At 59.6% G+C, this 22,773-nt stretch carries 18 protein-coding genes; 3 read left to right on the plus strand and 15 right to left on the minus strand.

Annotated elements, in window-relative coordinates; all coding sequences use genetic code 11:
* The first annotated feature begins 27 nt into the window (after positions 1-27).
* The gene (locus ACIPY9_RS22960; RefSeq protein ID WP_400707006.1) at positions 28-2,421 is read left to right on the plus strand and encodes an RND family transporter; all 2,394 of its coding nucleotides are present in this window, start codon (positions 28-30) and stop codon (positions 2,419-2,421) included.
* 47 nt (positions 2,422-2,468) lie between these two features.
* Here ACIPY9_RS22960 and ACIPY9_RS22965 read toward each other — a convergent pair whose 3' ends face one another.
* Positions 2,469-3,185: a FadR/GntR family transcriptional regulator gene (locus ACIPY9_RS22965; protein ID WP_400707009.1), complete on the minus strand. Its 717-nt coding sequence runs from the start codon at positions 3,183-3,185 to the stop codon at positions 2,469-2,471.
* 99 nt (positions 3,186-3,284) lie between these two features.
* Positions 3,285-5,027 carry an IlvD/Edd family dehydratase gene (locus ACIPY9_RS22970; RefSeq protein WP_400707012.1) on the minus strand — a complete coding sequence of 581 codons (1,743 nt, stop codon included), beginning with the start codon at positions 5,025-5,027 and terminating at the stop codon, positions 3,285-3,287.
* 214 nt (positions 5,028-5,241) lie between these two features.
* Here ACIPY9_RS22970 and ACIPY9_RS22975 point away from each other — a divergent pair, with 214 nt between their 5' ends.
* Together ACIPY9_RS22975 and araD1 are read left to right on the plus strand one after the other, a co-directional pair.
* Positions 5,242-6,558 (plus strand): MFS transporter, encoded by a 1,317-nt coding sequence (locus ACIPY9_RS22975; protein ID WP_400707015.1) that lies wholly within the window; start codon positions 5,242-5,244, stop codon positions 6,556-6,558.
* 12 nt (positions 6,559-6,570) lie between these two features.
* Positions 6,571-7,563 (plus strand): AraD1 family protein, encoded by a 993-nt coding sequence (gene araD1, locus ACIPY9_RS22980; RefSeq protein WP_400707018.1) that lies wholly within the window; start codon positions 6,571-6,573, stop codon positions 7,561-7,563.
* Positions 7,564-7,572: 9 nt separating this feature from the next.
* On the opposite strand, the gene ACIPY9_RS22985 is transcribed toward araD1, so the two are convergent.
* The 13 genes from ACIPY9_RS22985 to ACIPY9_RS23045 all read right to left on the minus strand — a co-directional run bounded on the left by ACIPY9_RS22985 (position 7,573) and on the right by ACIPY9_RS23045 (position 22,759).
* Positions 7,573-8,349, minus strand: coding sequence for a DeoR/GlpR family DNA-binding transcription regulator (locus ACIPY9_RS22985; RefSeq protein ID WP_400707021.1), 777 nt, complete (start codon positions 8,347-8,349; stop codon positions 7,573-7,575).
* A gap of 179 nt (positions 8,350-8,528) precedes the next feature.
* Positions 8,529-9,215 (minus strand): SDR family NAD(P)-dependent oxidoreductase, encoded by a 687-nt coding sequence (locus ACIPY9_RS22990; protein ID WP_400707024.1) that lies wholly within the window; start codon positions 9,213-9,215, stop codon positions 8,529-8,531.
* A 48-nt stretch (positions 9,216-9,263) separates the two neighbouring features.
* Positions 9,264-10,388 carry an exo-alpha-sialidase gene (locus ACIPY9_RS22995; protein WP_400707027.1) on the minus strand — a complete coding sequence of 375 codons (1,125 nt, stop codon included), beginning with the start codon at positions 10,386-10,388 and terminating at the stop codon, positions 9,264-9,266.
* Positions 10,375-11,790, minus strand: coding sequence for a sodium:solute symporter family protein (locus ACIPY9_RS23000; protein ID WP_400707030.1), 1,416 nt, complete (start codon positions 11,788-11,790; stop codon positions 10,375-10,377). The genes ACIPY9_RS22995 and ACIPY9_RS23000 overlap by 14 nt, the downstream gene beginning before the upstream one ends.
* Positions 11,791-11,857: 67 nt before the next feature.
* Positions 11,858-12,880, minus strand: a complete 1,023-nt coding sequence (gene pdxA / locus ACIPY9_RS23005; protein ID WP_400707033.1) for a 4-hydroxythreonine-4-phosphate dehydrogenase PdxA — start codon at positions 12,878-12,880, stop codon at positions 11,858-11,860.
* Positions 12,873-14,132, minus strand: a complete 1,260-nt coding sequence (locus ACIPY9_RS23010) for a four-carbon acid sugar kinase family protein (RefSeq protein ID WP_400707036.1) — start codon at positions 14,130-14,132, stop codon at positions 12,873-12,875. Before ACIPY9_RS23010 ends, pdxA begins: the two co-directional genes overlap by 8 nt.
* Positions 14,129-15,298, minus strand: a complete 1,170-nt coding sequence (locus tag ACIPY9_RS23015) for an iron-containing alcohol dehydrogenase (protein WP_400707039.1) — start codon at positions 15,296-15,298, stop codon at positions 14,129-14,131. The genes ACIPY9_RS23010 and ACIPY9_RS23015 overlap by 4 nt, the downstream gene beginning before the upstream one ends.
* 15 nt (positions 15,299-15,313) lie before the next feature.
* Complete coding sequence (dapA, locus tag ACIPY9_RS23020) at positions 15,314-16,186, minus strand: 4-hydroxy-tetrahydrodipicolinate synthase (RefSeq protein ID WP_400707042.1); 873 nt, start codon at positions 16,184-16,186, stop codon at positions 15,314-15,316.
* Between the two features lie 159 nt (positions 16,187-16,345).
* Positions 16,346-17,734: a Bd3614 family nucleic acid deaminase gene (locus ACIPY9_RS23025; RefSeq protein WP_400707045.1), complete on the minus strand. Its 1,389-nt coding sequence runs from the start codon at positions 17,732-17,734 to the stop codon at positions 16,346-16,348.
* 136 nt (positions 17,735-17,870) lie between these two features.
* Complete coding sequence (locus ACIPY9_RS23030; protein WP_400707048.1) at positions 17,871-19,199, minus strand: MFS transporter; 1,329 nt, start codon at positions 19,197-19,199, stop codon at positions 17,871-17,873.
* Positions 19,200-19,422: 223 nt separating this feature from the next.
* The gene (locus ACIPY9_RS23035; RefSeq protein ID WP_400707051.1) at positions 19,423-20,115 is read right to left on the minus strand and encodes a sensor histidine kinase; all 693 of its coding nucleotides are present in this window, start codon (positions 20,113-20,115) and stop codon (positions 19,423-19,425) included.
* A complete protein-coding gene (locus ACIPY9_RS23040) occupies positions 20,112-21,713 on the minus strand; it encodes a response regulator (protein WP_400707054.1) in 1,602 nt (533 codons plus the stop codon). The genes ACIPY9_RS23035 and ACIPY9_RS23040 overlap by 4 nt, the downstream gene beginning before the upstream one ends.
* A 371-nt stretch (positions 21,714-22,084) precedes the next feature.
* Positions 22,085-22,759: a TIGR04211 family SH3 domain-containing protein gene (locus tag ACIPY9_RS23045; protein WP_400707057.1), complete on the minus strand. Its 675-nt coding sequence runs from the start codon at positions 22,757-22,759 to the stop codon at positions 22,085-22,087.
* Between the last annotated feature and the right edge of the window lie 14 nt (positions 22,760-22,773).

Here is a 22,773-nt window from a genome sequence, read left to right on the forward strand (position 1 = left end):
GAACCTTCAGGGCGGGGACATTCAGGCATGACCAACCTTCATCATGCGCAGCAGCACAAGGGCGACAAGGCCACCTTCCTTGAACGCCTGATCTTCAACAATCGCCCGACGGTGATCCTGCTGTGTCTGCTGACCAGCGTCTTTCTGTTCTGGCAGGCTCTTCAGGTCAGGCCGTCGACCAGTTTCGAGAAGATGATTCCGCTGGATCATCCGTTCATCCAGAACATGATGGCGCACCGCAATGATCTGGCGAACCTGGGCAATACCGTGCGTATTTCCGTCGAGGCTCTGGACGGCGATATCTTTTCCAGTCATTACATGGAAACCCTGCGGGAGATCAACGACGAGGTGTTCTACATCTCCGGCGTGGATCGCTCCGGCCTCAAGTCGCTGTGGAGCCCCAGCGTGCGCTGGACAGAGGTGACCGAAGAAGGTTTTGCCGGCGGCGAAGTCATTCCGCAGAGCTACGACGGTTCGGACGACAGCCTCGACCAATTGCGCAACAACGTGCTCAAGTCCGGGCAGGTGGGACGGCTGGTCGCCAACGATTTCAAGTCCAGCATCATCGATGTCCCGCTGCTGGAGGCCTATCCGGACCCGGCGGACCAGGGCAGGTTGCTCGCTCTGGATTACCAGCAGTTCTCCCATCAGCTCGAAGAAAAGATCCGCGACAAGTACCAGGCGCAGAACCCGAACATCAAGATTCATATCGTCGGCTTTGCCAAGAAGGTCGGTGACCTGATCGACGGCCTGTTCATGGTGGTGATGTTCTTTGGTGTCGCGTTTGCCATTACGCTGGTGTTGCTGGTCTGGTTCACGCGCTGCATCCGCAGCACCATCGCGGTCCTGAGCACCACGCTCATTGCGGTGATCTGGCAACTGGGGCTGATGCATGTGGTGGGGTTCGGCATCGATCCGTATTCGATGCTGGTGCCGTTCCTGATCTTTGCCATCGGTATTTCCCATGGCGTACAGAAAATCAACGGCATCGCGTTGCAGTCCAGCGAAGCCGACAATGCCCTGACTGCTGCGCGCCGCACCTTCCGTCAATTATTCCTGCCGGGGATGATTGCGATTCTGGCGGATGCCGTGGGCTTCATCACGCTGCTGATCATCGACATCGGTGTGATTCGCGAACTGGCCATCGGCGCATCGATCGGTGTGGCGGTGATCGTGTTCACCAACCTGATTCTGCTGCCTGTGGCGATTTCCTATGTCGGGATCAGTAAACGGGCGGTGAGCCGCAGCAAGCAGGATGCGGTGTCCGAGCATCCGTTCTGGCGTCTGTTGTCGAACTTTGCCAGCCCTAAAGTTGCCCCGGTTTCCATTGTTCTGGCGCTGCTGGCCTTCGGTGGCGGCCTCTGGTACAGCCAGAACCTGAAGATCGGCGATCTCGATCAGGGCGCACCCGAGTTGCGGCCCGATTCACGTTACAACCAGGACAACAACTTCATCATCAATCATTACTCCACCAGTTCGGACGTGCTGGTGGTGATGGTCAAGACCCCGCGTGAAGGCTGTTCGGCCTATCCCACCATGTCGGCCATCAACGAGCTGGCCTGGAAGATGGAGAACACGCCCGGCGTGCAGTCGGCCATCTCGCTGGTGACCGTTTCCAGACAGGTCATCAAGGGCATGAACGAGGGCAACCTGAAATGGGAGTCGCTGTCGCGCAACAAGGACGTGCTCAACAGCTCCATCGCCCGTGCCGACGGCCTGTACAACAACGATTGCTCGCTGGCGCCGCTGCTGGTGTTTCTCAACGACCACAAGGCTGAAACCCTGGATCGCGCCGTGCATGCGGTGCAGGACTTTGCGAAGGAGAACAACACGCCGGACCTGCAATTCCTGCTGGCATCCGGTAATGCCGGGATCGAGGCCGCGACCAACGAGGTGATCAAGCAGTCCGAACTGATCATCCTGATTCTGGTTTATATCTGCGTCGCCGCCATGTGCATGATCACCTTCCGTTCCTGGGCGGCGACGCTGTGTATCGTGCTGCCGCTGGTGCTGACGTCGGTATTGGGCAATGCGCTGATGGCGTTCATGGGCATCGGCGTGAAGGTTGCGACCTTGCCGGTGGTGGCGCTGGGCGTGGGGATCGGGGTCGATTACGGGATTTACATCTACAGCCGGCTGGAGAGTTTCCTGAGGGCCGGGTTGTCGTTGCAGGAGGCCTATTACGAAACCCTCAAGTCCACAGGCAAGGCGGTGCTGTTCACGGGGCTGTGCCTGGCAATCGGTGTGTGCACCTGGATTTTCTCGGCCATCAAGTTTCAGGCGGACATGGGCCTGATGCTGACCTTCATGCTGCTGTGGAACATGTTCGGTGCGCTATGGCTGCTGCCGGCGCTGGCGCGGTTCCTGATCAAGCCGGAGAAGATGGCCGGGCAGGTGGGGCATTCGTTGTTTTCACATTGAGTCTTTTCGCGAATGAATTCGCTCCTACAAGTTCTGTGGGGGCGAATTTATTCGCGAACCCCCAACACCACACTCAACGCATTGCGCGCATCGTCAAGCTGCACCAGCGTGGCATGCCGGGCACCGAGAGCGTCGCGGTTCTGGATGGCGGTGAGAATGGCCTTGTGTCGTGGCAAGGCCAGTTCATGCAGGTTGGGACGCTGGTTGGAGTGCTTGAGCGCTTCACGCAGTGCCAGCGACAGCATGTTGCACAGATGGGCCAGCAGGTCGTTGTGGGTCGCGTCGGCGATTCGGCTGTGAAAGTCGAGGTCCGGTTGCAGCAGGGCTTCGGGCGTCGGGGCGTCTTCCATGCGCTGGTAGGCTTCGCCAATCGAGGCGATTTCTTCATCGGTGGCATGCTGCGCGGCCAGGGCGGCCACCGCCGGTTCGATCACGGCGCGCACGCTGGTCAGCAGGTTGAAGAATTCGTTCTGCGGCGAGCTTTGCATCACCCAATGCAGCACATCCGGATCGAGCAGGTGCCATTCGCGTCGAGCCTTGACCACCGTGCCGACACGCGGGCGTGAGTACACCAGACCCTTGGCGACCAATACACGCGTGGCTTCGCGCAATACCGGGCGGCTGACGGCGTATTCCTCGCAGAGCAGGGCTTCGGCAGGCAGTTTTTCGTCAGGCTTGAAACGCCCGGAAACGATCTGCATGCCCAGTTCCTGGACAATGCGCGAGTGCATGCTTTTACGGTCGGAAGGCTTTCGGTAATCCATGTGAACGCAAGTCGATCCTGGCAGAGATGCCGCGCATCATAACATTGCACAACCGAGAGGGCGGGGGCCGTGGTTATGGCTTCCCGCCATTATCTTGGATCAGTGCGAGTGGCGAGGGACTTCGGCACCCCGGCAACCGACCAGGAAGTCGAAATCGCAGCCTTGATCGGCCTGCATCACCCGGTCGACATAAAGTTGACGATAGCCGCCAGCCAACAACTGTTGCGGTGCTTGCCAGTCAGCCAGACGAGCTGCCAGTTCCGCCTCGGGAATGTCCAGGTGCAGCCTGCCGCTGGCGCAGTCGAGTTCGATCCAGTCTCCTTCCTGTACCACCGCCAAAGGCCCGCCCGCTGCGGCTTCCGGTGCCACGTGCAACACCACCGTTCCGTAGGCCGTGCCGCTCATGCGCGCATCGGAAATCCGCACCATGTCGGTCACGCCTTGCGCCAGCAGTTTGGCCGGCAGGCCCATGTTGCCGACTTCGGCCATCCCCGGATAACCCTTGGGGCCGCAGTTCTTGAGGACCATCACCGAGCTGGCATCGACCTCCAGGTCCGGGTCGTTGATGCGTGCCTTGTACATCTCGAAGTTCTCGAACACCACGGCTCGCCCGCGATGCTGCATCAGGGCGGGGGTCGCCGCCGAAGGCTTGAGCACGGCACCCAGCGGGGCAAGGTTGCCGCGCAGCACGCAGATGCCGCCGTCGGCACGGATCGGGTTGTCCAGGGCACGGATCACCTGGTCTTCGCCGTAGATCGGTGCATTGCGGGTGTTTTCGCCAATGCTCTTGCCGTTCACGGTCAGTGCTTCGGGATTGGGCAGCAGACTGGCTTCATTCATGCGCCGCAGCACGGCGGGCAGGCCGCCGGCGTAGTAGAACTCTTCCATCAGGAAACGTCCCGACGGCTGAAGGTCGACGATGGTCGGCATGCCGCGGCCGATGCGGGTCCAGTCATCCAGCTCCAGGTCCACGCCGATGCGTCCGGCGATGGCCTTCAAGTGAATGACGGCGTTGGTCGAACCGCCAATCGCGGCATTGACCCGGATCGCGTTCTCGAAAGCTTCTTTGGTGAGGATTTTCGACAGGCGCAGGTCTTCGCGGACCATTTCGACCGCACGCATGCCGGACATGTGTGCCAGCACATATCGACGGGAATCCACGGCCGGAATGGCGGCGTTGTGCGGCAACGAAGTGCCCAGCGCTTCGGCCATGCAGGCCATGGTCGAAGCCGTGCCCATGGTGTTGCAGGTGCCCGCCGAGCGGGACATGCCGGCTTCGGCGGAGAGGAATTCATCCAGGCCGATCTGCCCGGCTTTGTAGGACTCGTGCATCTGCCAGACGATAGTGCCTGCACCGATGTCCTTGCCCTGATGCTTGCCGTTGAGCATCGGCCCGCCGGTGACGACGATGGCCGGGACATCGCAACTGGCAGCGCCCATCAGCAGGGCGGGGGTGGTCTTGTCGCAGCCGGTGAGCAGCACGACGCCGTCGATGGGGTTGCCGCGAATCGCTTCTTCGACATCCATGCTGGCCAGGTTGCGGGTGAACATCGCGGTGGGGCGCAGGTTGGATTCGCCGTTGGAAAACACCGGAAATTCGACAGGCCAGCCGCCAGCCTCGATTACGCCGCGTTTGACGTGTTCGGCGATCTGCCGGAAGTGTGCGTTACAGGGAGTCAGTTCCGACCAGGTGTTGCAGATGCCGATGATGGGTTTGCCCTGGAACTGGTGATCGGCAATGCCCTGGTTCTTCATCCAGCTGCGGTACATGAAGCCATTCTTGTCGGCGGTGCCAAACCATTGGGCAGAACGCAGGGTCGTTTTTTTATTGGAATCAGACATGATCGGCTCTCTTATTGTAAGACTTAATCGTGTTTCTTTTGGCTAAGGTAAGCCTAAATATCCCGTATTGGAAGAGTTGTCAGGTTAAATAGTAATACTATATAGTCGGTCGCAAGTGAGGGACGACCCTGTCGTTCGTGCTGCTGAAGCAGTGCGGAAAGGCAGAGGCGATCCCCGCAGGTTCCATAACAAAAACAAAACGGAGACCGCCTTCATGAGCCAGGAACTCAGGCTTATACGTCGCATCACCCTGAAGCTGATTCCCTTCCTGATCCTGCTGTACCTGATCGCCTATGTGGACCGCTCTGCCGTGGGCTTCGCCAAGCTGCACATGGGCGCGGACATCGGCATCGGCGATGCCGCCTACGGGCTGGGTGCCGGGCTGTTCTTCATTGGTTACTTTCTGCTGGAGATCCCCAGCAACCTGATGCTGGAGCGGTTCGGCGCACGCCGCTGGTTCGCCCGGATCATGATCACCTGGGGGGCGATCACCATCGGCATGGCGTTCGTGCAGGGGCCTTACAGTTTCTATGTAATGCGCTTTCTGCTGGGTGCCGCCGAGGCAGGGTTCTTCCCCGGCGTGCTGTACTACATCACCCAATGGTTCCCGGTTCGCCATCGCGGCAAGATCCTCGGTTTTTTCATCCTCTCGCAACCGATCGCGATGATGGTCACCGGTCCGGTGTCCGGCGGTTTGTTGGGCATGGACGGCATCCTCGGGCTGCATGGCTGGCAATGGCTGTTCATCGTCATCGGCACGCCCGCGATCCTGTTGACCTGGCCGGTGCTACGCTGGTTACCGGACGGCCCGCAGCAGGTGTCATGGATGAGCCAGGCCGAGAAGGACTGGCTGACGGGTGAACTGAAAAACGATCTGGAAACCTATGGTCAGACGCGTCATGGCAACCCTTTGCATGCCCTCAAGGACTCGCGGGTTCTGCTGCTGGCGTTGTTCTACCTGCCGGTGACATTGAGCATCTATGGCCTTGGCCTGTGGCTACCGACCCTGATCAAGCAGTTTGGCGGCAGCGACCTGACCACCGGTTTCGTGTCGTCGGTGCCTTACATTTTCGGAATCATCGGCCTGCTGATCGTGCCCCGCAGTTCCGATCGCCTGAACGACCGTTACGGCCATCTGGCGGTGCTCTATGTGCTGGGTGCCATCGGTCTGTTCAGCAGTGCCTGGCTGACCTTGCCGGCAGCGCAATTGGCCGCACTGTGTCTGGTGGCGTTCTCGCTGTTTTCCTGCACGGCCGTGTTCTGGACCTTGCCGGGGCGTTTCTTTGCCGGAGCCAGTGCCGCGGCCGGCATCGCATTGATCAACTCGGTGGGCAATCTGGGTGGTTACATCGGTCCGTTCGTGATCGGTGCACTCAAGGAAATCACCGGAAATCTGGCGTCGGGCCTGTACTTCCTGTCCGGCGTGATGGTGTTCGGTCTGGTGCTGACCGGCATTGTCTATCGCGTCCTGGAGCGTCGGCATGTGTTGCCGGAGTCCGAGTTTTCGGCCAGCGCTTCGACCCATCGTTGAAAGGAGAGTGTTATGCGGTTGATACAGTTCGAGTTGAGTCATGGTCCGCGCCGGGTCGGTCTGGTGGACGGTGACAAGGTGCGTGAAGTGCTGGGGGCCGAGAGTGTGCGTGAGCTGGCCTTGAAGGCCATCGAGGCGGGTTCCTCGCTGGCCCGGCAGGTGGATCTGCAAGGGCTGGGTTCCGAGCATGATTATGCGCAACTGCTGCGCGAGGTCCGGGTTCTGCCACCACTGGATCATCCGGATCCCGCGCACCTGCTGGTCAGCGGCACCGGCTTGACCCATCTGGGCAGCGCTTCGGCGCGGGACAAGATGCACCAGCAGGCGGGTGACGAAGCGTCGATGACCGACACCATGCGCATCTTCAAATGGGGAGTGGAGGGCGGCAAGCCGCAGGCCGGTCAGGCGGGCGTGCAGCCGGAATGGTTCTACAAGGGCGATGGCAGCATTGTGGTGCGTCCGGGAGCGTCCTTCACGTTGCCACCCTTTGCCGAGGATGGCGGCGAAGAACCGGAGTTGAGCGGCCTGTATGTGATCGGCCATGATCGCAAGCCGTACCGGTTGGGTTTCGCCATCGGCAACGAGTTTTCCGACCATGTTATGGAGCGCCGCAATTACCTGTATCTGGCCCATTCCAAGCTGCGGGCCTGCTCATTCGGGCCTGAGCTGCGGGTCGGTGATCTGCCGCAACACCTGGCGGGTACCAGCCGGATCTGGCGCGATGGCGAGCTGTTGTGGGAAAAGGAGTTTCTCAGCGGCGAGGCCAATATGTGCCACAGCCTGGAAAACCTGGAATATCACCACTTCAAGTACAACCAGTTTCTGCGTCCGGGCGATGTGCATGTGCACTTCTTCGGCACCGCGACGCTGTCCTTTGCCGATGGTGTGCGGACACGACCGGGGGATCGTTTCGAGATCAGTCAGCCGGAGTTTGGCAAGTCACTGATCAACGGGCTGGCCACCAGCGAAGCGGTGTTCGAGCCGGGTGCCATCGGCAAGCTTTGAGGGAGGACATCAGGCCTTTTGTGGCAGGGCGATTTCCACCTGAATCGACTTGCGTGCCCTGAACGGTGCCAGCAGGGATTCGTCGTCCACCGGGTTGGTGATCAGCGTCCAGGGCTGGCGCAATGGCGTCCAGTGCTGCTGACGGGCGCGCCCCAGCTTGGTGGAGTCGGCCAGCACGAAGATCTGCGCAGCGCGAGCCAGCATGTTCTCCTTGAGATAGGCCTGCTCGGCGCTGGCTTCGCACAGGCCCAGATCCGCCACCACACCATCGGCGCTGACGAACAGCTTGTCGGCGCTGAGGTGTTCCAGTGCCGCCTGTGCAGCCACGCCGTAGGTCGACATGCTCGACGGACGCAACGTGCCCCCCAGCACCGTGACCCGGCCTTCGGGGATCAGCGCCAGATCGCTCAGTGCTGTCAGGTTGTTGGTGATGACATGCAGGCCACGCCGCTGATTGAGCACGTGGGCCAATGCACTGGTGCTGGTGCCGCCCTCGAGAAACAGGGTGTCGTGATCGTTGATGTGCGCCAGCGCGGCGAGGGCGATGTCCATCTTTTCCCGGCTGTGCTGGCGGCTGCGCTCCTCGATCGAGGTTTCCGGCTCCCGCTGGCCGATATGCGCGGCACCGCCGTAGGTCCGGACGATCAGGCCGTCTTCGGCCAGGGCTGTCAGGTCGCGCCGTACCGTGGCTTCCGAAACGCCGAGCTGGGCGCACAGTTCATCCACGTTGGATTTTCCGGAGAGAACCAGTTCGAGTATCGATTGGCGACGATTGGCGACTTTCATTCAAGCTCTTCTAGGTTCTGTACGAAATGTTTTCGAGCGAAGGTGAGGCAAGGCGAAAACAGGCGAGGAAGCGGAGTTTACTGGGTGTAAATGAGCATTCCGAGTCTGTTTTCAACGCAGCATCACCGAGCGCAGATACATTTCGTACAGAGCCTAACACATGAAAACGAGATGCAACCTTACAACGACGCACCGCCGCATACCACCAGGCTTTGACCAGTGATGGCCCCGGCGTCCGGACCGAGCAGGAAGGCGGTCAGCCCGGCAATTTCATGGGGCTGCACAAAGCGTCCCAAGGGTGGCTTGTTGGGGGGCGTTGTACTGCGGGCGGGGTCGAGCAGCATCGGGGTTTCGGTGGCGCCAGGGGCGATAAGGTTGACGGTGATTCCCCGTGGCGCCAGCTCCATGGCCCAGGAACGGACCAGGCCTTGCAGTGCGGCCTTGGTGGCGACGTACTGGCTGCGCCCGGCCGCGCCTTGCATGGTACGGCTGCCGATCAGCACAAGTCGGGCACCGGATTTGAGCCTGGGGTAGAGCGTATTGACCATATGGCTGGCAGCGCTCACATGCAGATGCCACATGGCCTGGCCATCGGCATCGTTGAGTTGGCCCAGCGGCGCGGTGCGCATGAAGCCGGCGGCATGCACCAGCGCGTCAATGCGTGACGTCTGCTCCAGCGCCTTGTCCAGTGCATTGAAGTCATTGAGGTCGCACTCGATCCAGGTGAAGTTCGGGTGTTGCAGGTCCGGTGTGCGTCGGCTCAGGCCGGTGACCTGCAAGCCTTGTTCAAGCAGGCGCTCGACAATGGCCAGGCCGATGCCGGAGCTGGCACCGGTCACAAGTACGGATTCGATCGGGTCGGGCATGGTCAGGTTTTCCACAGGGGCGCCGACCCGAAAGCCGGCGCAGGACTGTCAGCGAATGGCGTTGAGCGGCAGGTGCACATGCTTGATCTTCTGCCGGAAGTAGGTGAACGCGACATGCAGGCTACCATCGGCAGACTGGATGATGCTGGGGTAGGAGAACTCGCGGTTGAGTTTTTCCTGTGAGTTGTTGGTCAGGCAGAAGCCGTCGCCCAGCTCGATATCCAGGCGGGTCGGCCAGCTGTGACCACCGTCCCGCGACACCGCCAGGCTCATCGGCGCACGGGGGATTCCCCAGATCGCGGTTCGGCCGTCGCTGCGTGCGCCCGGTGTGACTCGATCATCGCCTTCGTCCTCGATCTCGTCGTACAGCGAAGCACGGCGCTGGTTATGGCCTTCGGCACTCACCGGGTTGTAGACCAGTGCCAGCTCGTCGGTGGCCAGCCTGACGAACTGGATCGACGAGTTGTTGTTCGGCAGTTCGGTGGGCGTCGGCACACTCCAGGTGCGGCCACGGTCGCTCGAGCGACTGCTGTAGATGAAGTCGGCCCAGCGGCTGCGAAACAGCCCGAGCAGAGTGCCGTCCGGTAGCTGATGGACGTTCATGTGAACGCTGCCGGTGCTGTCCGGTACGTCATGCCGCGACCAGGTCGCGCCTTGATCGCTGGAGATCATCACGGCGCTGACGTCATGGTTGCCGATCCATTTCTCGCCCGGCCCCGTGATGCAGTACCAGACCGGCAGTACCCAGTCGCCGTTGTCCAGTACGGCGGGCGGCTGGCGTACGAAGGTGCCGGCTTCGTCGAACAAGGTCTCGATGGCGCCCCAGGTCTTGCCTTGATCCCGAGAGAGGCGACGGCGGATGATCGCCGTCTCCTGATTGCCGGAAACCTGCGCCGTCCAGATCAGCCACAGCGGCCCGTTGGGTGCCTGGAACAGGATCGGGTTCTGCTCGGAGCGGGTCGTGTCTTCGGACATCTTTTCCGGCTCGCTCCACACGCCGGTCTGCGGGTCGCGGCGCGACAGCAGGACGAAAATGTCGGCCATGCCTTCCTGGGTGCCGGCAAACCAGGTACAGAGCAGCGTACCGTCGGCCAGTTCATGCAGGTTGGCGGCATGGTTCTGGGCGTAGGGCGTCGGCAGGAAAGCGTCCTGGCGAATGTCATTGATTGGCATTGGGGACCTCGGCGTCTTGACGTTTGACCTGGGCGGATTTGGGCAGCATGTGTTCGATGGCAATCACGATGGCCGGTGTCACCAGAGCGATGTACATGTTGTCGATGCCATACGGGTTGTTCAACAGGTACCAGGCGCTGGTGGTGATGGACGATGCGATCAGGCCCAGTGTCGCGCCACGGCCCGAGCCGAAGAAGGGCAGGTAGATGGCGACCATGGCAACCACGGCAATCGACAGACGCAGGGCACGGGTGAAGAACGACAGGTTAAGGATTTCCGGCACGAAGAACACGAAGATCAGGGGCACGAAACCGATCACCAGCGCGATCAGGCGTGTGGTCTTGAACTCCTGATCCACCGAGGGCTTGCGCCACGGTACATAGAAGTCGCGGACCACCAGCGAGGCAATGGCCAGCGCCACGGTGCTGACGCTGACGAAGATCGAGGCGACCAGCGAGATGGTGACCACACCCGCCATCAGCGGATTCATCGATTGCAGGAACACCGGCAGCGCATAGAGGCTGTTCATGTCAGGGTGCAGGTATTTGGAAGCGACACCGATGAAGCCCAGCGCCAGCGCGATCGGAATGCACAGCAGCGAGGCGTAGAAGGTCGAGCGGCGGGCGGCGTCAGGGCTCTGGGTGGAGGAAATGGCCTGAATGATGAACTGGGTGGAGAAGATCGCACCGACGGTGCCGATGATCCACGCCATGATTTTCGAGCCGCCGATGGTGCCATCCCAGGTGAAGTAGTGTTCCGGCATGTTCTGGATCACCGGCTTGAACCCGCCGGTCATGTGCAGCGCGACACCCAGAACGATCATGACCCCGACGTATTTCACGGCGGTGTGCAGGATGCTCATGTAGGCCACGCTCTTGAGGCCGCCGAACACGTAGTAGAGGGTACTGATGATGGCCGTGATGAAGGCCGCGGTGGTCAGGTTGATCTTGAGCACCGTGGCGATGGCCGCCGCGCCGCTGACATAGTTGCCGACGTTCACCAGCAACAGTGCGTAGATCATGATGATCGACACCGCGAGCTTGGTGGAGGTGCCGTATTTCTTGGCAATGAAGCCGGAGATGGTGAATTCCCCGGAGCTGTAGAGCTTGCGGGCCATCAGCAGGCCGAACAAGGGGAAGCCGATGGCGGCGGCGATCACCGACCATGAGGCGGCAAAACCACTTTCAAAGGCGGCCTGTGCGGTGCCGACCGTGGATTTGGCTCCGATGAATTCGGACATCATCAGGATGCCGACGATGATGGCAGGCATGGTCCTGGCAGCGACCATGTATTGCTCGCTGGTCTTGCTGCGCATGCGCATGCTCATCCAGGTGGTGATTGCGATATAGACGATCACCATGCTGACGATGATCGTGGTGTCTTGCGCGTTGAAGGTATCCATCGGTATCGCTCCATTATTGTTTTTTTGGCGCGTTATGGGTGCCGCTCGTCTTGGTCCGGTTCTGTACTCAGACGGCGATGGAATTGCGGGTGTCGCGTTTACGGGTGGCCAGCTCCACGGCCTGGCGCAGGGCTTCGATCAGGCTGCGTTCGTCGGCAATGCCTTTGCCGGCGATGTCGAACGCGGTGCCGTGGTCGACGGAGGTGCGGATCACCGGCAGGCCGATGGTCACGTTGACGCCGGCTTCCAGGCCCATGACCTTGACCGGGCCATGACCCTGGTCGTGGTACATGGCGACCACGGCATCGAAGTCGCCACGACCGGCGCGGAAGAACAGCGTGTCGGCGGGAAGAGGGCCTTCGACGCGCCAGCCACGGGCACGCAGTTCGTCGATGGCGGGCTGGATCTTGGTGGCTTCTTCGCCATAGCCGAACAGGCCGTTTTCCCCGGCATGCGGGTTGATGCCGCACACCGCGATCAACGGGTTCTCGATACCGGCGCGGGTCAGGGTTTCCCGGGCACGCTCGATGGTGCGTTTCACCAGGCCGGGTTCGATACGGGCGATGGCATCGATGATGCCGATATGCGTGGTGACGTGAATGACCCGCAGAATCGGGGTCATCAGCATCATGGACACTTCTTCGACACCCAGCAGGTGCGCGAGCATTTCGGTATGGCCGGGAAAGATATGCCCGCCCGCATGCAGCGCTTCCTTGTTCAGCGGTGCGGTGCAGATGGCGTCCAGCTCACCGGCCTCGGTCAGTTGCACCGTGCGCTCGATGTAACGAAAGGCTGCGTCCCCCGCGATGGCCGACAACTTGCCGTAAGGTAGGTCGGACGGGATCAGGCCCAGATCGATGCAGTCCACCGCGCCTTGGGCGAAACGTGCCTGTGCCGGGCTGGCGATGCTGTTGACGCGCAGGTTGCCGCCGACGATGCGGTTGGCATCTTCAAGGCGTCTGGCATCGCCGATGACCAGCGGACGGCACGTTTCATAGACCGAGGTGTGAGCCAGGGTTTTCATGATGATTTCTGGACCCACCCCGGCGGCATCGCCCATGGTGATGCCAATGACAGGACGTTCAGACATAGGGAGCTTCCTCTTTGAAAGGGGTGCCGGTCGAAACCGGTTCGTGCAGTTGTCGCCAGGCCGCTAGCAGGGTGTCGGAGTTGCCGAAACCTCCGGCCTTGGTTACCACGTTGAGCGTGTGTTCGCCGAGTTGCGCCCGGGACAGCACCACGCCGGTGGCAAGCTCGCCCGACAGGGTCATGTGATCGATACCGGCCTCGACCAGAATCGCCCGGGCCGTTTCGCCGCCGGTGGCGATCAGCGAACCGGCATGGGGCAGGGCCGGTGCCAGCCAGTGGGCCAGAGCGTCGCTCAGCGCTACGGCCTGCGTCGGGTTACGCTGTTGTTGATCCAGACGCACCAGAACGTCGTGACCTGCACTCAACCGATCTTTCAATTGTTGTTGCAGTGCATCGCGTTCGGCGTGTGCGCTGCCGTCCAGCAACGTGCCCGGAGCTATCGTCAGGCTGTATTGCGGGCTGGATTGCGCCAGTGTGTCGGCCTGTAACTGAGAGTGCCGGGACATGCTGCCGACCACGGTCAGCACGGGAGAGCGCGGCGTTACCTGGATCGGTCGAGCCGTTGGCAAACCCAATGCCTGCGGCAAGTGCCGGGCAAGGCCTGCCGAACCGACCCAGAACAGCCGGTCATGCCACGGGGCCGACACTTCGGCCAACTGTTGCAGATCGCTGTCCCGCTCGGCATCGCAGACCAGTGCCTGTACACCGTTTTCCAGCGCGGTCCGCAGGGCCATTTTCAGGGCCTCGGTGTCGCGGAGTTCGTCCAGGCCCAGCCATTGGGTACGCAGGCCCTGCTTGATCAACAGTTCCAGCAGGTTGCTGGTGCCTTGCAGGTTTTCGTTACGCCACACATCGCTTTGATCCACCGGCACGCCATCGAGCAATTGCACACCCTGGCAGGTGGTGCGCTTCATGTCCGGAAAGGCCGGTGCCACCAGCGCCAGGCCTCGCACTTGCTGGAGTGCATCGATTTCGCTGGCGACATTGCCGCGCAGGGTCGAGTCGATTTTCTTGTACAGCGCCATGGTCGTCGCATGCTGTTGACGCAACACGATGCGGTGCTGCTCGGCCGCCTGATGCGGGGGCAGGCGACGGGAGTCCACATCGATGGCGACGACCTTGGCCGCCAGCGACCCTTCGGGCGTCAGCACCACTCGGGTATCGAGGCGTGCGGCAAAATCCGCTGCGCAGTCGGCGGCTCCCGACAGATCGTCGGCGAGGATCAACAGGCCGGGAAAGTCGGCGCGAATCATGGCAGCAGGCACCGGTACAGCTGCTGGATATCGTCCAGGCTCAGAGGCTTGGGGTTGTTGATCATCAGGCGAGTGACTTTGGAGGCGGCTACTGCCATGTCCGGTAGATGCTCTTCTGCCACACCGAAGTCCCGCAGGTTCTGAGGGATGTTCAGGACCCGGGTCCACTGACGGATCTGCTCGATCAGTTTGTGGGCCGCCACTTCGTTACTGTCTTCATGGCTGGCCAGGCCGCACACCAGCGCGGCGCGCTTGAGGCGTTCGGCACAACTGTCGAGGTTGAAAGCCATGACATGTGGCAACAGCATGGCGTTGGCCACGCCATGGGTGACGTGGAACTTGCCGCCCAGCGGATAGGCCAGCGCATGCACGGCGGCGGTTCCGGCCGCGGTGAGTGCCAGGCCTCCGTACATCGAACCCAGCAGCATGTCGCCGCGTGCCCGTATCGATTCCGGTTGCTGATAGGACTCGACGATACTGCCCGCAATCAGCCGCATGGACTCCAGCGCAAAGGCATCGCTGATCGGGTTGGCCTTGGTGGAAATGAAGGACTCCAGCGAGTGGGTGAAGGCATCCATCCCGGTGGCGGCGGTGATCGGGCGTGGCAGGCTCAGGGTCAGCAACGGGTCGAGTATCACCAGCGTCGGCAGCAGATGGCGACTGACCACGCCGATTTTCAGCTCTTCATCCGGCAGGGTGACGATGGCATTGGGCGTGACTTCCGAGCCGGTACCCGAAGTGGTCGGCACCAGCACCATGGGCTTGCCCGGATGACTGATCTTGTCGATGCCCAGCAGCTCCTTGAGCGGTGTGTCGTTGGTCAGCATCACCGAAAACAGCTTGGCCGCATCCAGCACACTGCCGCCGCCAATGGCAATCAACGCATCGGGTGCGTGGGGCGCAACGTCTTCCCGGAACACACGCTCGATGTTCTCAAGCGTCGGTTCGATTTCGACGTTATCGAGCATATGCACGGCGATGTTCTGCGCACGGAGCTGTTCCGTGACACGCTGGGTGACACCGAGGTTGTGCATGGCGTTCTGGGTGACCAGCACCACCGATTTGAGCGGTGTATCGAGCAGCGGCAGTTTTTCGGCAAGCAGATCGAGGCTGCCCGGCCCGTGAACCACATGTTTCACGGTCTGGAAGTGATAAGTGGCGGACATGGGATTTCCTCCGGCTTAGCGGTACACGGCCAGCAGGCCTTGGAGTTTTTCCAGCGCGGCGGCATCCAGCGGCTGGACCGGGGCACGGCAAGGCCCGACCGGGACATTGAGCAGTCGGGTCGCGGTTTTCAGCACCACGGGCATGGTGCCCAGCGCGAAGGCATCGCGCAGCGGACGCAGGGCTTCCTGTGCAGCGCGGGCGGCTTCGTGATTGCCCGCCTGGAAGTTGTTCCAGATCGACATGACCACATCCGGCACGGCATTGGCGGTGGCCGCCACGGCCCCATCGCCACCGGCCAGCAGGTTCCAGTAGATCAGCGAGTCGGTGCCGGCGAACACCGCGAAGTCATCGCTGCGGTATTTCATCATCTGCACCAGCGCGTCGAAGTTTCCGGCGCTGTCCTTGATGCCTTTGATCTTCGGGTGCTGGCTGAGGGTCGCCACGGCACCGATGCCGATCGACATGCCGGTCTTGGCCGGAATGTTGTACATCATCAGCGGCAGCTCGGAGGCGTCGGCAATGGCGGTGTAATGCTTGATCAGCTCTGACTGGCTGATGGCATTGAAGTACGGCGTGATGATCGACAGGGCGTCAGCGCCCACATCGATCATTTTTTTGTTCATTTCAATCACTTCGTGGGTGGCGAAAGCGCCAGTGCCCACGACTACAGGCACACGTCCGGCTGCCGCTTCGACGGTGATGCGGGCGATTTTCAGTTTTTCGGATTCGGAAAGGGTGAAGAATTCACCGTTGGTGCCCAGCACGAAAAGCCCGTGGACACCGGCTTGTAGAAGGTTTTCGATCAGGCCGCGAAGGGCTTGTTCATCGAGTTGCTGATCATCGGTAAAGGGCGTGACCAGAGCTGGAATGATGCCGCGAAATTGCATGGCCATATTCTCGTTTTATTGTTAGTGGCTTGATAGTGATTGAATCGATCATTTGTGGCAAGAGGTTTTGATCGGTTTTTTCAAAAGGTGAGGTGTGGGACGAGGACGAGCGGGGAGATGGGGGAGCAGGCGATTGAACAATCGCCTGCTAGGAGTGGTTTAGCGAATCAGACCGCTCGTTTTGATTTTTTCGATCAGGTCAATGCCGCGTTTCAGGATTTTGTTTTCGCCGGGGTCTCCTACACATGCATCTAGGAGCTCTTGAAGGCTGGTCAGGTTGTAGCTAAAGAGTTGTTTGGGAGGGGCTGTCCTCAGGAATGTAGTGACACCGATACCTTTCTTTTTTTCTTCTTCTGCCTTTGTGTGCTCTGAAGCAAGCCAGTCCGCCGCCGTGGGGAATTGGCCTTTCTCGATAAGGAATTTCTTGACCCATACAGCATGCTCAGAAGGAGAAGGAGGTCCTCTTCTTGGATCAAAGCGTTCCACAACAGGTTTCTCGGTGATTGGCATCATGTTAGTCATACGTTGTATGGAGCCATTCTTTTTCTTGTCGAGTGTGCTGTCTTTAATACGTGGGTCCATATGGCCTACAACAACCGGTATATTTACGCCTAGTGTGGTGATCAGGCCTGCACACATGTGGCAAGGTGCCAGAGTGGAGTAGATACGTACTCCTTCTGGTAGTTTGCTGGCATTGTTCTTGGCCAAGTAGGCCAGAATCATCGACGTTTCAGCATGGAAGCAGCCATTCAGGTCTTTGATATTGACGCCCCAGCCAAGAATGAGGTCTGTTGGGCTTACCATGATGGCGGCAACGTTATGACCATGCGGTAACAAAGAAGGTTTTTTGTCTTCTTCTAGCTTGGTTCTGTGGTCAGGCAGTGCCGCCGCGGCCAGGGCATAGGCAATTTTCATCCATACCCGATCCTTCTTTTCCTGCTCTGTGTCGTCGTTTCCTGGCTGCATCGGAATGCTGGTGGATATGCGTGTGAGCATGTTGATTTCAGCTTTCTTACTCACACGTTTTTTATAAATATTGTTGCAGCGACGGCTGACGTAGATAGCCTCTGCTTTAAGGCTGCGTTGTGTCTGTGGATCGTTGAGCAAGTTGCGCCATTGATTGAATAACGACTGAGTTGTTGGGAAAGTATTGAGTTTTAGTTTCAAAGCTCTCCAGTTTTTTCCTTCTATCCGAGAAGCAATATCAAATGAAGCGTCCTCGTCTACTTCTAGAAGGACAGGGTCGGAAATTACGTCATCTTTCAGTGAAATAGTTTTGGCAACAAAGTTTTCTACGTAGATTACCTGTTGCAGTCCTTTTTGCCAAAGCAGACCCAAGCACATGTCCGTAGGAATATAGGATGCGACAATCATGCCTTTAGGAGATGAATGATTGTGCAACATGTTCACAATCGGCTCTTCGTATGCCTTGTCGCCTTTGACGCCCTTGGCAACGATTCTTTCATTCGATACCAGATACGCCACATCCTTGCCTGTGCTGACTTTCTCCATCAAAGCCAGTAACAGAATATAACGAGACACATCCATTCAAGCTCTCCAGATCCGAGATGAGCACACAGGACGAAACCGTTTGATTCTACATAGCCATCGGTTCTGGGTTGAGCAAGTCTGAAAAATAAAAAAGCCAGACACTGAGTCTGGCTTTTGGCATCGCAGGCAAGGTTTACGCGGTGGCCGGTGCCTTGGCATTCGATTGGCGGCTGATGCGCAGGGCGACCAGGCTGCCGACGATGGTCAGGCCGGCCAGGGAGTACAGTGCCATGGTGGTTGAGCCGGTCTGGTCCTTGATCCAGCCCACCAGATAGGGGCTGAGGAAGCCCGCCATCTGTCCGATCGAGTTGATCAGTGCCAGCCCCGCGACTGCGACGCTGGCGCTGAGCAGGGCGGTGGGCAGTGGCCAGAACATGGGCAGGCCGGTCAAGGCACCCATGGTGGCGATGGTCAGGCCCAGAATGGCGATGACCGGCACCGTGGCAAAGTTGGCGGCGATGATCAGACCGGCTGCCCCCATCAGCATTGGCACCACCAGATGCCAGCGACGCTCATTGCGCAGGTCTGCCGAGCGCCCCACCAGAATCATGAACACCCCCGCCATGAGGTACGGCACGGCGCTGATCCAGCCGATCACCAGCGCATCGCTGAAGCCCAGGTTCTTGATGATCGAGGGCAGCCAGAAGTTGATGGCATACACGCCGCTCTGGATACAGAAATAGATAAAGCCCAGCACCCAGACAAACGGCATGGTCAGTACCGACAGGGGAGAGGTCTTTTCGGCGATCACCGGACGGCTGAGCTCATCGGCGGTGATGTCGGACTTGACCCGCTGACGCTGTTCGGGTGTCAGCCAGCGTGCATCTTCGACCTTGTCGCACAGCAGCAGGAATGCCAGCAGGCCCAGTGCCACGGTCGGCAAGCCTTGAATCAGGAACATCCACTGCCAGCCGGCCATGCCGCCCTGGCCTGCCGCGAAGTGGTTGAGAATCCAGCCGGAGAACGGCCCGCCCAGCAGGCCGGAGACCGGAATGGCGGACATGAACAGCGCCATGATCCGGCCGCGACGCTGGTTTGGGTACCAGCGCGAGAGGTAGAGCACGATGCCGGGGAAGAAACCGGCTTCGGCCATGCCGGTCAGGAAGCGCAGGACGTAGAACTCCATCGGCGTGGTGACGAACAGCAGGCAGGTGGAGAACGTGCCCCAGGTGATCATCATCAGCCCGATCCAGCGACGCGGGCCGAAGCGGTTGAGCGCCAGGTTGCTGGGCAGGCCGCACAGCACGTAACCGATGAAGAAAATCCCGGCACCCAGGCCGTAGACGGTTTCGCTGAAACTCAGGGCATCGAGCATCTGCAGCTTGGCGAAGCCGACATTGACCCGGTCCAGGTAGTTGAACAGGTAGCAAATGAAGATGAAGGGGATAAGGCGCAGGGTAATGCGACGGTAGACATGATTGCCTTCGACGTCGCCGGCATCCCGAATCGATGGGTTGGACATGGCGGTGAATCCTCGGAGCTTGTTGTTTTTATACAGCGTGCAGCTGACTCCCGATCTTAGGGGGACGACAACAAAAACTCTTTGGTGATTTGCACTGTCAGGACGTGGCGTTACTGTGAAATTGCACAATTGGGGGCGCAAATTCATTCGCGAAAGGCTGCATGACGGCCAGTAAAAAACCAGCCTTTTCGGAAAATCTCCTACGCCAGGACGCGAAGAGAGTTCACGGTAGATACAGACTGAACTTCCCGCCCCCCAACACACCGCCATTGGCAATCTCGATACGCCCCTGTACGCCATTGCGCCCATGCAGCCGGGCGATACGTGCAGCGAAGTAAAGACCCAGCCCTGTGCTGCCGGTGCCCTGGTTGATGCCCTGAACGTAGTCGGTCTGGTTCTCGATCATATGTGCCGGATACCCCGGGCCATCGTCGTTGATGACGATCTTCAGTTGCCCGTCTTCCTCGCTCGCGCTGATCACGATTTCCTCACGGGCAAATCGAATCGCGTTGACGATGATATTGGCCACCACCGAACCGATCAGTTCACGATCGAAAAAGCCCAGCGGGCTCAGGGCATCAATGTCACAGCTGGCCGTAATACCTCGACTGGACAGCACTTCCTGGTGATGCGCCAGCTGCGCTTCGATGAAATCATCCAGTTCGTGATAGTCGGGGCGCAAGGGAAGCTGATTGACGCCCAGCTTGTAGATCCCCAGCAGTTGCACCAGCATGCCGTTGAGGTTGGCAAATTCATAATCGATGACGCCGTGCTCGGGGACATCGCGTTGCTCGCTGGAAAGTTGTGCCAGCCACTCGCTGTGGGCCTGGGTCAACGTTGCCAGAGAGTTTTTCATGTCATGGACGGTGGAAGCGATCACCATCGAGAAATCGAGTCCGTTCTCTTTATCACTCATGCGCCAAATGCCCTTTCCTTGAGTTTCTGGTAACGCTCGTACCGTGGATCGCTATCGGGCATCTTGCCGACCATTTTCAGGCTGGCGCGACATTCTTCAAGCCCCGCTTCGCCCAGGCTCTGGCCTGGATGCAACAAGGACTGGGCCATGTTCAAGGCAATACTGATGTTCTTGGGCTGCAAGGCCAGCGCACGCCGGAACAGGTCCTGCGCCTCGGTCAGATTACCGGCCTTGTAGCTGCGCACGCCCTGGATATTGAGATCGATGGCTGCCTTGTTGGCTCCCAGGATTTCAGGATCGTCGGTCATGGCCGCGATATTTTTCATGACGACCGGATCATCGCCGTAGATTTCCGCGCAGTTCTTGAGCACGCCGGCGCCAGCGTCTGCCTGCCCCAGTTGCTTGAGCTGGGTCGCCACGACCATGGCGGCTTCCGCACTGAGAAACTGCCCCATGCTGTCCAGGCGTGTCATGGCCTGTTCGGTCAGTTTGGCGGCGGTTTCAGGGTCCGAATGCTGCAGGCTGGCAGCCTTCATCAAGCGGGTACGCACCTGAAGGCCTTCATCCTCACCGTGCTCCTTGGCAACGTCGCCCAGGGCATTATTGATTTCGACCCGGGTCCGCGCATCCAGCCCTTGATCGCCACCCTTGCTGATCAGGGCATGAGCCAGACCGAGGTTGGTTTCAGGGTCCTTGAAGCGCGAATGCTGGCCTTGGGAAACGGCCTGGCGATAGGCCTTGGAAGCGCTCTCGAAATCCTCGTTGCCCAGCGCCAGCTTGCCCAGCAGTTTTTGGCGACGCACTGCCAGCGGCGACAGGCGCACGGCGTTTTCCAGTACGCTCTGGGCGCGCTTGACATCGCCACGGGCCACGAGCACCTCGGCCAGACCGTCAAACAAGGCCGGCATGGTCGGAAACGCCTTGATGGCCTGCTCAAAAACATCCTGAGCTTCGCTCACCTTGCCACGCTTGAGCAGCAGATTGCCCAGGGCGCCATAGGCCCAGGGCGTGGCGCGATCGGCCAGGATGGTCTTGAGGAAGCTTTCCAGCGGCTCGTTCTGATTCAGGTCGCGCAGGGCGTCGGCCTTGTAGCGTAGGCACAGGGGTGCGAAACGAGGGTCCTGCTGGATCAGTTGATTACAGGCCGCCAGCACTTCGGCGGGTTTGCGACGGTCGAGCGCCTGCAGGATCGGTTTGAGCAGGTTCTTGCGCTGCACCAGCTTTTCAAGACGCTGGGCCAGACCGGCGCGGTTGAAGGGCTTGGTCAGGTAACCGTCGGGTTCCCACTCAAGGGCGCTCATGACCATGGCCTGGCTGTTCTCGGCCGTGACCATGATAAAGACGCTTTCGTAACTCAACAGCCGTTCGACCATCAGGTCTTCGAGCACTTGCTGGCCGTTCTTGCGGCCATCACCCAGATTGAAATCATGCAAGACAAAGTCGTAGCGCTTTTGTGAACACATGCGCAGGGCTTGCTCGCCGGTGTCGGCAGTATCCACGTCCTTGACACCCAGCTCACGCAGCATCGACCTTACCGAACTGCGGAAGTCGGAGAAGTCATCGACGATAAGAAAGCGTTTTTGGTTGTACGCCAGCATCCAGATTCCTGTCTTGCAGAGGGTGAAAATGTGCGTCTAAAAACCTGAAAATGCTTTATTTCGGGCTTCATCATCAACTATCGGAGTGCGCATGATAACTAATGGCAAGATGCCATTAAACGTTTTTCCATGCGCGGAGTTCTTTCCGCTATCTATCAGGCAAGTTGACAAGACGCTTTAGTTTGTCGACCGAAGATGGGAAAACTATAGTCCGATCATTCACTTAAGCACGGACGAAAGGCTCTGGATGAGAAGTTTTGATGAATAAGGGGGGGCTCTTTCGCGAATGAATTCGCTCCCACATGTCGACTGGCAGGAGCGAATTCATTCGCGAAAGCGGCCTCCCTGCCGCCATCAATATATCGACGCGCTCAAACCCACCCATCATTACGCTTGCGGCTGCGGGTCATGGAAGGAAGGATCAGACCCACCAGCAGGCCGATCCCGGCAATGCTGCCGCCGTAGACCATGTAACGCATCATGACCTGCTTGTTCTCATCCCCCAGACGAGCCTGGGTCGTACGCAACTCCGCCTGGGTATCGGCCAGTTCGGTGTTGAGCGACTGGGTGCGGGCTTCCAGTTCATCGATCAGTTTCTTGCGTGAATCCAGGGTTTCCTGCATGCCCTGCACGCGGGTTTTCCAGGTGTTGTCGATACTCGTCAACTGTTCGGTGAGCTGGCCGACCTGTTGGGTCAGTTGCGGCACTCTTTCGGCCGGGCCGGCGACCTCCTGCAGATCGCTGCTGAGAATCCAGACCGTATCGCCGCCTTCTCCCCGGACCTGGCTGTAATTGCCCTGAGTGGTGAGCAGGTCGACCTTTTGCCCGGACTTCAAGGTCCCGACGATACGGTGCCCGTCAGTAGGGCCACTGCGCACATAAGTGCTGAGCGTATCGCTGACCCAGCGATCGTTTTCGGCCGCCTGGGCATGAAGAGGAACAAGGACGCTAAACAGCGCACCGAGCAGACCGGTACCGATCACCCGACGAGAAACATGGAGGAAGACAGGCGCACGAGAAACAAGTGCAGAAAGATGACGAGACATGGCAATGATTATCT

This window comes from Pseudomonas sp. NPDC089734, assembly GCF_044748865.1.
Lineage (GTDB): Bacteria > Pseudomonadota > Gammaproteobacteria > Pseudomonadales > Pseudomonadaceae > Aquipseudomonas.

Excerpts from the sequence above, each read along its gene's own strand:
- ACIPY9_RS22960 (WP_400707006.1), top strand. The coding sequence starts at position 28 with ATGACCAACCTTCATCATGCGCAGCAGCACAAGGGCGACAAGGCCACC.
- ACIPY9_RS22965 (WP_400707009.1), bottom strand. The coding sequence starts at position 3,185 with ATGGATTACCGAAAGCCTTCCGACCGTAAAAGCATGCACTCGCGCATT.
- ACIPY9_RS22970 (WP_400707012.1), bottom strand. The coding sequence starts at position 5,027 with ATGTCTGATTCCAATAAAAAAACGACCCTGCGTTCTGCCCAATGGTTT.
- ACIPY9_RS22975 (WP_400707015.1), top strand. The coding sequence starts at position 5,242 with ATGAGCCAGGAACTCAGGCTTATACGTCGCATCACCCTGAAGCTGATT.
- araD1 (WP_400707018.1), top strand. The coding sequence starts at position 6,571 with ATGCGGTTGATACAGTTCGAGTTGAGTCATGGTCCGCGCCGGGTCGGT.
- ACIPY9_RS22985 (WP_400707021.1), bottom strand. The coding sequence starts at position 8,349 with ATGAAAGTCGCCAATCGTCGCCAATCGATACTCGAACTGGTTCTCTCC.
- ACIPY9_RS22990 (WP_400707024.1), bottom strand. The coding sequence starts at position 9,215 with ATGCCCGACCCGATCGAATCCGTACTTGTGACCGGTGCCAGCTCCGGC.
- ACIPY9_RS22995 (WP_400707027.1), bottom strand. The coding sequence starts at position 10,388 with ATGCCAATCAATGACATTCGCCAGGACGCTTTCCTGCCGACGCCCTAC.
- ACIPY9_RS23000 (WP_400707030.1), bottom strand. The coding sequence starts at position 11,790 with ATGGATACCTTCAACGCGCAAGACACCACGATCATCGTCAGCATGGTG.
- pdxA (WP_400707033.1), bottom strand. The coding sequence starts at position 12,880 with ATGTCTGAACGTCCTGTCATTGGCATCACCATGGGCGATGCCGCCGGG.
- ACIPY9_RS23010 (WP_400707036.1), bottom strand. The coding sequence starts at position 14,132 with ATGATTCGCGCCGACTTTCCCGGCCTGTTGATCCTCGCCGACGATCTG.
- ACIPY9_RS23015 (WP_400707039.1), bottom strand. The coding sequence starts at position 15,298 with ATGTCCGCCACTTATCACTTCCAGACCGTGAAACATGTGGTTCACGGG.
- dapA (WP_400707042.1), bottom strand. The coding sequence starts at position 16,186 with ATGCAATTTCGCGGCATCATTCCAGCTCTGGTCACGCCCTTTACCGAT.
- ACIPY9_RS23025 (WP_400707045.1), bottom strand. The coding sequence starts at position 17,734 with ATGGATGTGTCTCGTTATATTCTGTTACTGGCTTTGATGGAGAAAGTC.
- ACIPY9_RS23030 (WP_400707048.1), bottom strand. The coding sequence starts at position 19,199 with ATGTCCAACCCATCGATTCGGGATGCCGGCGACGTCGAAGGCAATCAT.
- ACIPY9_RS23035 (WP_400707051.1), bottom strand. The coding sequence starts at position 20,115 with ATGAGTGATAAAGAGAACGGACTCGATTTCTCGATGGTGATCGCTTCC.
- ACIPY9_RS23040 (WP_400707054.1), bottom strand. The coding sequence starts at position 21,713 with ATGCTGGCGTACAACCAAAAACGCTTTCTTATCGTCGATGACTTCTCC.
- ACIPY9_RS23045 (WP_400707057.1), bottom strand. The coding sequence starts at position 22,759 with ATGTCTCGTCATCTTTCTGCACTTGTTTCTCGTGCGCCTGTCTTCCTC.